The organism is Janthinobacterium sp. GW460-12-1-14-LB5 (assembly GCF_059423585.1).
The window spans coordinates 1-8,916 of record NZ_JBWKYD010000050.1 but is presented as its reverse complement, the minus strand read 5'-3'; the positions used below and the strand labels follow the sequence as shown (position 1 = coordinate 8,916).

Annotated in this window: 3 protein-coding genes; all 3 read left to right on the top strand. The window is 65.2% G+C overall.

What is annotated here, in order from left to right:
• The first annotated feature begins 367 nt into the window (after nt 1-367).
• The gene (locus AC07X6_RS28265) at nt 368-748 is read left to right on the top strand and encodes a hypothetical protein (protein WP_494793182.1); all 381 of its coding nucleotides are present in this window, start codon (nt 368-370) and stop codon (nt 746-748) included.
• A gap of 183 nt (nt 749-931) precedes the next feature.
• Nucleotides 932-2,944: a S9 family peptidase gene (locus AC07X6_RS28260; protein WP_494793181.1), complete on the top strand. Its 2,013-nt coding sequence runs from the start codon at nt 932-934 to the stop codon at nt 2,942-2,944.
• A gap of 660 nt (nt 2,945-3,604) precedes the next feature.
• Nucleotides 3,605-8,916 (top strand): beta strand repeat-containing protein (locus tag AC07X6_RS28255; RefSeq protein ID WP_494793180.1); only part of this gene is annotated, 5,312 nt, incomplete at its 3' end.

Below are 8,916 nucleotides of genomic sequence, written 5' to 3'. Positions count from 1 at the left end.
CCACATCGTCAATCACTCCAAAACATCAAAGATGCTTTGACCTGAAAGTTGCTATGAAGTTTTTAAACCGTCACTTAGGCTTTCCTTATTATTCAATGTTTGCCTAAGATATTTATTTAAAAATTATACTTAAGTAAAATTCTAATTAACTGACGACTCGGTTTGCTACCGAAGTAAATTTTCCTCATACTATCTGTCTAGATGATCGTGAGGCAACAACCCGGCTGATTCGACTATTTGCGCGGCACATGATGGTCCGCACCATTTACTTTAATGACACGGAAGTGCAGAATGCGATTGGAGGTGGAAGAGTTCGGTCGGCGATACGACATGACGATCACTTTCACGTCGAGATCAGGAGGTATGCGTGAATTTTCGCAGAGCAGGAATTTTGGGTGCGTGTGCCCTGATTTCGTTGGCACAGTCTGCCGAAAGTAGCGTGGAAACGCCTGCCGCCACGGTACTCAGCGGCCGCTATCAGGTGTACGGCGGCAGCCTTGCCGAGATGTTGCCGCCGACACCGAACGACCGCCATGTGTCATTCAGGTTCAAAGGGCAGAGTGCACGGGATTTGTTCAATGGTATCGGGCCTGACGTGCGGCGCGAGCATGCCTGCAGCGGCGATCCTGAGGACCGCGAGCGGCGCCGAGGGCATCTTCTGTGCGTCTACAGCAAGGAAAACGGCTACACGTGCCTGCTTGGGCTTGACCTGCGTACCGGCACGAGCGAGGCTGGCGGCGTTTGCTAAGCAAGCCCCTGGCTGCGTTCGCGTCAGTGACTTGACGGACCTGCCAGCCCCCGTTTTCGCCATTCTATCCCCCGATTTTCGTCTTCCATCGCTGTAGTCAACATGGCAACCCGGCTTTCGCCTATGATTTGCTGGCACATGCACGTGTGATGTTTCCCTTCATTCAACAACCATGAGGTGTCCATGATTCGCTATGTCCTGCCTGTCCTGTTGTTCGCCGGCGCACTGCCGGCGCATGCCCAAGCCCCTGTCAAGGAAACGCCGCTGATCGAGCGGGCGAAGATCTTCGGTAATCCGAGCAAGTCCGGCGGGCGGATCAGCCCGGACGGCAAGTGGCTGTCGTGGATCGCGCCGCGCGATGGCGTGCTCAATGTGTGGGTGGCGCCGGCCAGCGACCTGACGCAGGCGTGCCCGCTGACGGAAGAGAAGGTGCGGCCTATCCGCGGCAGCTTCTGGTCGCCCGATTCGACAACCGTGCTGTTTATCCAGGACAAGGGCGGCGACGAGAATTTCCTGCTGTACGGCGTGAACGTGGCAAGCGGCAAGCAGGTCAATTACACGCCGTTCGAGAAGACGCGCGTGCGGATCGTCCAGATCAGCAGCAAGGTGAAGGACCGTATCCTCGTCGGCGTCAATAACCGCGATGCGCGCTGGCACGATGTGTACAGCCTGGACCTGGCCAGCGGCAAGCTGACCCTGGTGCAGCAGAACGACGGCTATGGCGGCTATGTCGCCGATGAATCGCTCAATTTGCGCATCGCCAGCAAGGCGCGCGCCGATGGCGGCATGCAGTATTTCCGCCTGACCGATGGCAAGGCCGAGAGCATGCCGCTGGCCGAGGTCGCCCTGGAAGACTCGCAGACGACGGCGCCGCTGGCCTTCACCGTCGATGGCAAGACCCTGTACTGGACCGATTCGCGCGGCCGCAATACCTCGGCGCTGCTGGCGCAGGATGTGGCCAGCGGCAAGACGACGGTGGTGGCGCAAGACCCGCGCGCCGACATTTCGGACGCGTTGTACGATACGCGCACGGGCCGCGTGCAAGCCTATACGGTCAATTATCTGCAGCAGGAATATTTGCCGCTGACGGACGACCTGAAGGCCGACCTGGCTTTCCTGAAGAAGAATACCAAGGGCCAGTTCAACGTAACGTCGCGCACAGATGCCGACGACAAGTGGCTGGTGGGCCTCGACACCGTCACGGCACCCGCATCGAGCTGGCTGTATGACCGCAAGAGCAAAAAACTGACGCAGCTGTACGTCACGCGGCCCGAGCTGGAAGGCGCGCCGCTGGTGCCCATGTATCCGCAGGAAATCAAGGCGCGCGACGGCCTGACCCTGGTGTCTTACCTGACACTGCCGCATGCATCGAAGGCGGGCGCCGGCGGCAAGGCCACGCAGGCGGTGCCGATGGTGCTGCTGGTGCACGGCGGCCCGTGGGCGCGCGACACCTACGGCTACAACAGCTACCACCAGTGGCTGGCCAACCGCGGCTATGCCGTGCTGTCGGTGAATTACCGGGGCTCGACGGGCTTCGGCAAGCAGTTCATCTCGGCCGGCGACCTGCAGTGGGGCCGCAAGATGCATGACGACCTGCTTGACGCGGTGCAATGGGCCGTCAAGAGCGGCGTGACCACGGCCGACAAGGTGGCCATCATGGGCGGCTCCTACGGTGGTTACGCCACCCTGGCCGGCATGGCGTTCACGCCGACCACGTTTGCCTGCGGCGTCGACATCGTCGGCCCGTCGAACCTGTTTACCTTGCTGCAAACCATCCCGCCGTATTGGGAAGCGGGCAAGCAGCAGTTCTACAAGCGCATGGGCGACCCGACCACGGAAGAGGGCAGGGCGCTGCTCAAGGAGCGCTCGCCGCTGAACTTCGCGCAGAATATCCAGCGTCCCCTGCTGATCGGCCAGGGCGCGAACGACCCGCGCGTCAACGTGGCTGAATCGGACCAGATCGTGGCAGCCATGGCGGCGAAGAATATCCCCGTCACGTATGTGCTGTTCCCCGATGAAGGCCATGGCTTTGCGAGGCCCGTCAACAACATCGCCTTCAATGCCGTGACGGAAAACTTCCTGGGGCAATGCCTGGCCGGCCGCGCCGAGCCCATCGGCGCCACCTTGAAGGCCTCCACCGCGCAGATCAAGCATGGCGCCGAGTTTGCGCCGGGGTTGACGCAGGCGATGCAGTAACGCTGTCAGCACGAGGCGCGGCCTGCCGGGCAAGCTGCCGGGCAGGCCATGCTGCCCACTGGCAAGAAATTCTGGGTGGGTGGCTTGCAAGGTGACAGTCTCCGGCGTGGCGTTCGTACCACTGATTGCCGGGCGCGCCACGCCAGTTCGATGCAACCGCTGCCAATATGGCGGCAGGCACGCGCCGCCGAAATGTCATCATGCAAAGCCGGCTTTCTGCCGGAATGCCGACTGTGTCGCGCCGGGGAAAAGGCCGGAAAACCCCATGTTTCCTAGGAAAATAGCGTGCTGCCATGCCAGCACGGCTCACGGCAAGTTGCTCAATACAGCCCTACATGCGGCGTTCCTTTTTACATTTGTTGTCAAATAGATACATTATTTTGACAATAGTTGATTTTCATTAAAAACTTCCCTATTTGATAATATTTTATAGTTGCTTTATTTGTAAGTCGTAGTAGCATAGATTGACTTAAAGCAAGGTTCAATCATGCTGGAAAGCCATCTTCAGTCCTGTTGACGGTCGTTGTCATCGGCGTGCAGGTTTGCCGTGACCGTTATCCGTACAAGGCCCAGCGCCAAGATAAATGTATCGAGGGAAGACAAATGTTTCTAAATTTCACGAAATTTGGATGGCTGCCTGCGCCTGTCCGTGGCATTGATGTGTCCATTGCCGGCGGGGGAACTACGCCGGGTATTCTGTCCTGGCGCTCACCCTGGCTGATGCGGCTGGCGGCGGCCCTGCTGTTTCCCTTGCTCTCCCTGTTTTCCCTTCAAGCTTCCGCCGCCAGTGTCTGCCCGAGCCCGCGCGCCATCACTGTGGTGGCGGGAGATGAGTATTACGAGAGTTATCTCAATTCGCCCTGTTCTCAGTTTGGCCTGACGGGCACCCTGGTGCCGCCGCAGCATGGCACGCTGGAAGATTCGAATGTCACGAATGCCGTGCGCTACCGGAATACCAATCTCAGCGCGACATCGGACACGTTTACCATCAGGGACGATGTGGGGCAGCCCATCGTCTACAACGTCACGATCACTTCCGCCATCGCGCTGTCGCCTGCTACTGTGCCGAATGCCACGGTGGCCCAGGCTTACGCGACGACGACCCTGAGCGCGACGGGCGGCACTGCACCGTACACTTACGCGATCACGGCTGGCAGCCTGCCTGCAGGCATGAGCTTGTCCGGCGCAGGCAGCCTGACGGGCACGCCGACGGCCGGCGGCACCTTCAACTTCACCGTGCGCGCCACGGACTCGCTGGCCGCCAATGGCACGCGTACGTACACGCTGACGGTCACTGCGCCAACGATCACGCTGGCACCTACGGTGATGCCGGCCATGACGGCCGGCGTCGCCTACAGCCAGGGCATCACTGCCGCCAACGGTACGGCCACGTATAGCTATGCCATCACCGGCGGCAGCGTACCCACGGGCCTGAGCCTGGCGCCGGACGGCACCCTGTCCGGCACGCCGACGGCAGCGGGACCCTTCAACTTTACCGTCACGGCCACCGACAGCAGCAGCGGCAGCGGCCCCTACACGGGTTCGCGCGCGTACTCCGTCACGGTGGCGGCAGGTGCACCCGTTGCCGGCGCCGTCAGCGCCACGGTGGCCTACGGCAGCAGCGCCAACCCGATCACCCTGAACCTGAGCGGCGGCGCGGCGACGTCCGTGGCCGTGGCCTCCGGTGCCTTGCACGGCACGGCGACGGCCAGCGGCACCAGCATCACCTACACGCCGACGGCAGGCTATGGCGGGCCGGACAGCTTTACCTACACGGCCAGCAACGGCGTGGGCACCTCGGCGCCTGCCACCGTGACGCTCACGGTCAGCGGGCCCACCATCACGGTTGCGCCCTCCACCTTGCCTGCCGCCGCCGTGGGGACGGCCTACAGCAGGAACGTGACGGCAGCGAACGGCATGGCGCCGTACGCGTATGTGGTCAGTGCCGGCGCCTTGCCTGCGGGCCTGAGCCTGTCCAGCGGCGGTGTGCTGTCGGGCACGCCGACGGCCGGCGGCGTCTTCAACTTTACCTTGCGCGCCACGGACAGTTCGACGGGCAGCGGCCCGTATTCCGGTGCGCGCGCCTACTCGCTGACGGTTGCCGGGCCGACGATCACGGTGGCGCCATCGGTCTTGCCTGCGATGACGGCTGGCGTCGCCTACAGCCAGGGCATCACTGCGGCGAACGGCACAGGACCTTACAGCTATGCAGTCACTGCCGGCACCGTGCCGACGGGCATGAGCCTGGCGCCGGACGGCACCCTATCCGGCACCCCAACGGCAGAGGGGCCGTATAACTTCACGATCACCGCCACCGACAGCAGCACCGGCAGCGGTCCGTACACGGGTTCGCGCGCCTATTCCGTCACGGTGGCGGCCGGCGCACCCGTGGCCGGCGCCGTCAGCGCGACGGTGGCCTACGGCAGCAGCGCCAACCCGATCACCCTGAACCTGAGCGGCGGCGCGGCAACGTCCGTGGCCGTGGCCTCCGGTGCCTTGCACGGCACGGCGACGGCCAGCGGCACCAGCATCACCTATACACCGACGGCAGGCTATGGCGGTCCCGACAGCTTTACCTACACGGCCAGCAACGGCGTGGGCACCTCGGCGCCGGCCACCGTGACGATCACGGTCAATGCGCCCAGCATCACGGTTGCGCCATCGACCGTGCCGGCAGCCACTGTCGGCACGGCCTACAGCCAGACGGTGACGGCCGCGAACGGCACAGGACCATACACCTATGCGATCAGCGCCGGCGCCTTGCCGGCCGGGCTGAGCCTGAATACCGCCACCGGTGTGCTGTCGGGCACGCCGACGGCGGGCGGCGTCTTCAACTTTACCGTGCGCGCCACGGACAGTTCAACGGGCGATGGCCCGTACGTGGGAGCGCGCGCCTACTCGCTGACGGTTGCCGGGCCGACGATTACGGTGGCGCCATCGGTCTTGCCGGCGATGACGGCTGGCGTGGCCTACAGCCAGGGCATCACTGCGGCGAACGGCACAGGGCCGTACAGCTATGCCATCACGGGCGGCAGCCTGCCGACGGGCCTGAGCCTGGCGCCGGACGGCACGCTGTCCGGCACGCCGACGGCAGCGGGGCCGTACAACTTTACCGTCACCGCCACTGACAGCAGTGCTGGCACGGGTGCTCCTTACACGGGTTCGCGCGCCTATTCCGCCACGGTGGCGGCCGGCGCTCCCATTGCCGGCGCCGTCAGCGCCACGGTGGCCTACGGCAGCAGCAGCAACCCGATCACCCTGAACCTGAGCGGCGGAGTGGCAACGTCGGTGGCGGTGGCGTCCGCCGCCAGCCACGGCACGGCGACGGTCAGCGGCACCAGCATCAGCTACACGCCGACGGCAGGTTATGGCGGCAGCGACAGCTTTACCTACACGGCCAGCAACGGCGTCGGCACCTCGGCACCGGCCACCGTGACGCTCACGGTCAGCGGGCCCACCATCACGGTTGCGCCAAGTACCGTGCCTGCAGCTGCTGTCGGCACGGCCTACAGCCAGACGGTGACTGCCGCGAACGGCCAGGCGCCGTACGCGTATGCGGTCAGCGCTGGCGCCTTGCCGGCCGGGCTCAGTCTGAATACGGCCACCGGCGTGCTGTCGGGCACGCCGACGGCGGGCGGCGTCTTCAACTTTACCGTGCGCGCCACGGACAGTTCAACGGGCGATGGCCCGTACGTGGGAGCGCGCGCCTACTCACTGACGGTTGCCGGGCCGACGATTACGGTGGCGCCATCGGTCTTGCCGGCGATGACGGCTGGCGTGGCCTACAGCCAGGGCATCACTGCTGCGAACGGCACAGGGCCGTACAGCTATGCCATCACGGGCGGCAGCCTGCCGACGGGCCTGGGCCTGGCGCCGGACGGCACCTTGTCCGGCACCCCAACGGCAGAGGGACCGTATAACTTCACGATCACCGCCACCGACAGCAGCACCGGCAGCGGTCCGTACACGGGTTCGCGCGCCTATTCCGCCACGGTGGCGGCCGGCGCTCCCATTGCCGGCCCCGTCAGCGCCACGGTAGCTTACGGCAGCAGCAGCAACCCGATCACCCTGAACCTGAGCGGCGGAGTGGCAACGTCGGTGGCGGTGGCTTCCGCCGCCAGCCACGGCACGGCGACGGCCAGCGGCACGAGCATCAGCTACACGCCGACGGCAGGTTATGGCGGCAGCGACAGCTTTACCTACACGGCCAGCAACGGCGTCGGCACCTCGGCGCCGGCCACCGTGACGCTCACGGTTGGCGTACCCACCATCACGGTTGCGCCAAGTGCCGTGCCGGCAGCCACTGTCGGCACGGCCTACAGCCAGACGGTGACGGCCGCGAACGGCCAGGCGCCGTACGCGTATGCGGTCAGCGCTGGCGCCTTGCCGGCCGGGCTGAGCCTGAATGTGGCCACCGGCGTGTTGTCGGGCACGCCGACGGCCGCTGGCACCTTCAACTTCACCTTGCGCGCCACGGACAGCTCGACGGGCAATGGTCCGTACGTGGGCGCGCGGGCCTACACGCTGACGGTGTCTGCACCGATGATCAGCGTCACGCCGACGGTCATGCCGGCGATGACGGCCGGCGTCGTCTATAGCCAGAATATTGTCGCCAGTGGCGGGACTTCCACGTACAGCTATGCCATCACCGGCGGCAGCCTGCCCACGGGCCTGAGCCTGGCGCCGGACGGCACCCTGTCCGGCACGCCGACGGCGGCAGGCGCGTATAACTTCACCGTCACGGCCACCGACAGCAGCACCGGCACGGGCGCTCCTTTCACGGGCTCGCGTGCCTATTCCAGCACGGTGGCCGTGGCGCCGCCCGTTGCCGGCAACGTCAGCGCCACGGTGGCCTATGGCAGCAGCGCCAATGCTATCGCCCTGAACCTGAGCGGCGGTGCGGCAACGTCGGTGGCGGTGGCGTCCGCAGCCGCGCATGGCACGGCGACGGCCAGCGGCACGAGCATCAGCTACACGCCCACGGCCGGTTATGCTGGCACCGACAGTTTCACTTATACGGTCACCAACGCCAGCGGCACGTCGGCGCCAGCGACCGTGACAGTGGCGGTGGGCATCCCGACTGTGACGCTGACACCGGCGACCCTGCCGAATCCAACGGCGGAAGCGGCCTACACGGCAACCCTGGCGGCAGCGGGCGGCACGGCGCCGTACACCTACAGCGTGGCCAGCGGCAGCCTGCCTGCCGGCTTGAGCCTGAATGCGGCCACGGGCGTGCTGTCGGGCACGACGAATGTGGCGGGCAGTTTCACCTTCAGCCTGCGCGCCAGCGACAGCAGCACGGGCGTGGGCGCGCCGTTCAGCGCGACCAACAGCTATACCGTGAGCGTCGGTGCACCGACGATCGTGGTGACGCCGGCAAGCTTGCCGGCGGCAAGCGTCGCCACCGCGTACAGCCAGCAACTGACGGCCAGCGGCGGTGTCGCTCCCTATGCCTATACAGTGTCGAGCGGCAGCCTGCCTGCCGGCCTCACCCTGAACAGCAGCGGCTTGCTGAGCGGGACGCCGACGGCGGGCGGCAGTTTCACGCTCACTGTGCAGGCGGCCGATGCACACCTGTTTACCGGCGCGCGCAGCTATACCCTGGTCGTTTCCTCGGCCACGGTCAGCCTGACGCCGGCCTCGCTGGCCAATCCGACGGCGGAAGCGGCCTACTCTGCGACACTGACGGCCGCGGGCGGTACGGCGCCGTACACTTACAGCGTGGCCAGCGGCAGCCTGCCTGCTGGATTGAGCCTGAATGCGGCTACCGGCGTGCTATCCGGTACGACGAATGTGGCCGGCAGCTTTACTTTCAGCCTGCGCGCCAGCGACAGCAGCACGGGCGTGGGCGCGCCGTTCAGCGCGACCAACGCCTACACCATGACGGTTGCGGCGCCGGCCCTGAGCCTGGTCCCGGGCAGCCTGGCGGCGATCCGTGCCGGCGATGCCTACAGCCAGCAGTTCACGGCTGC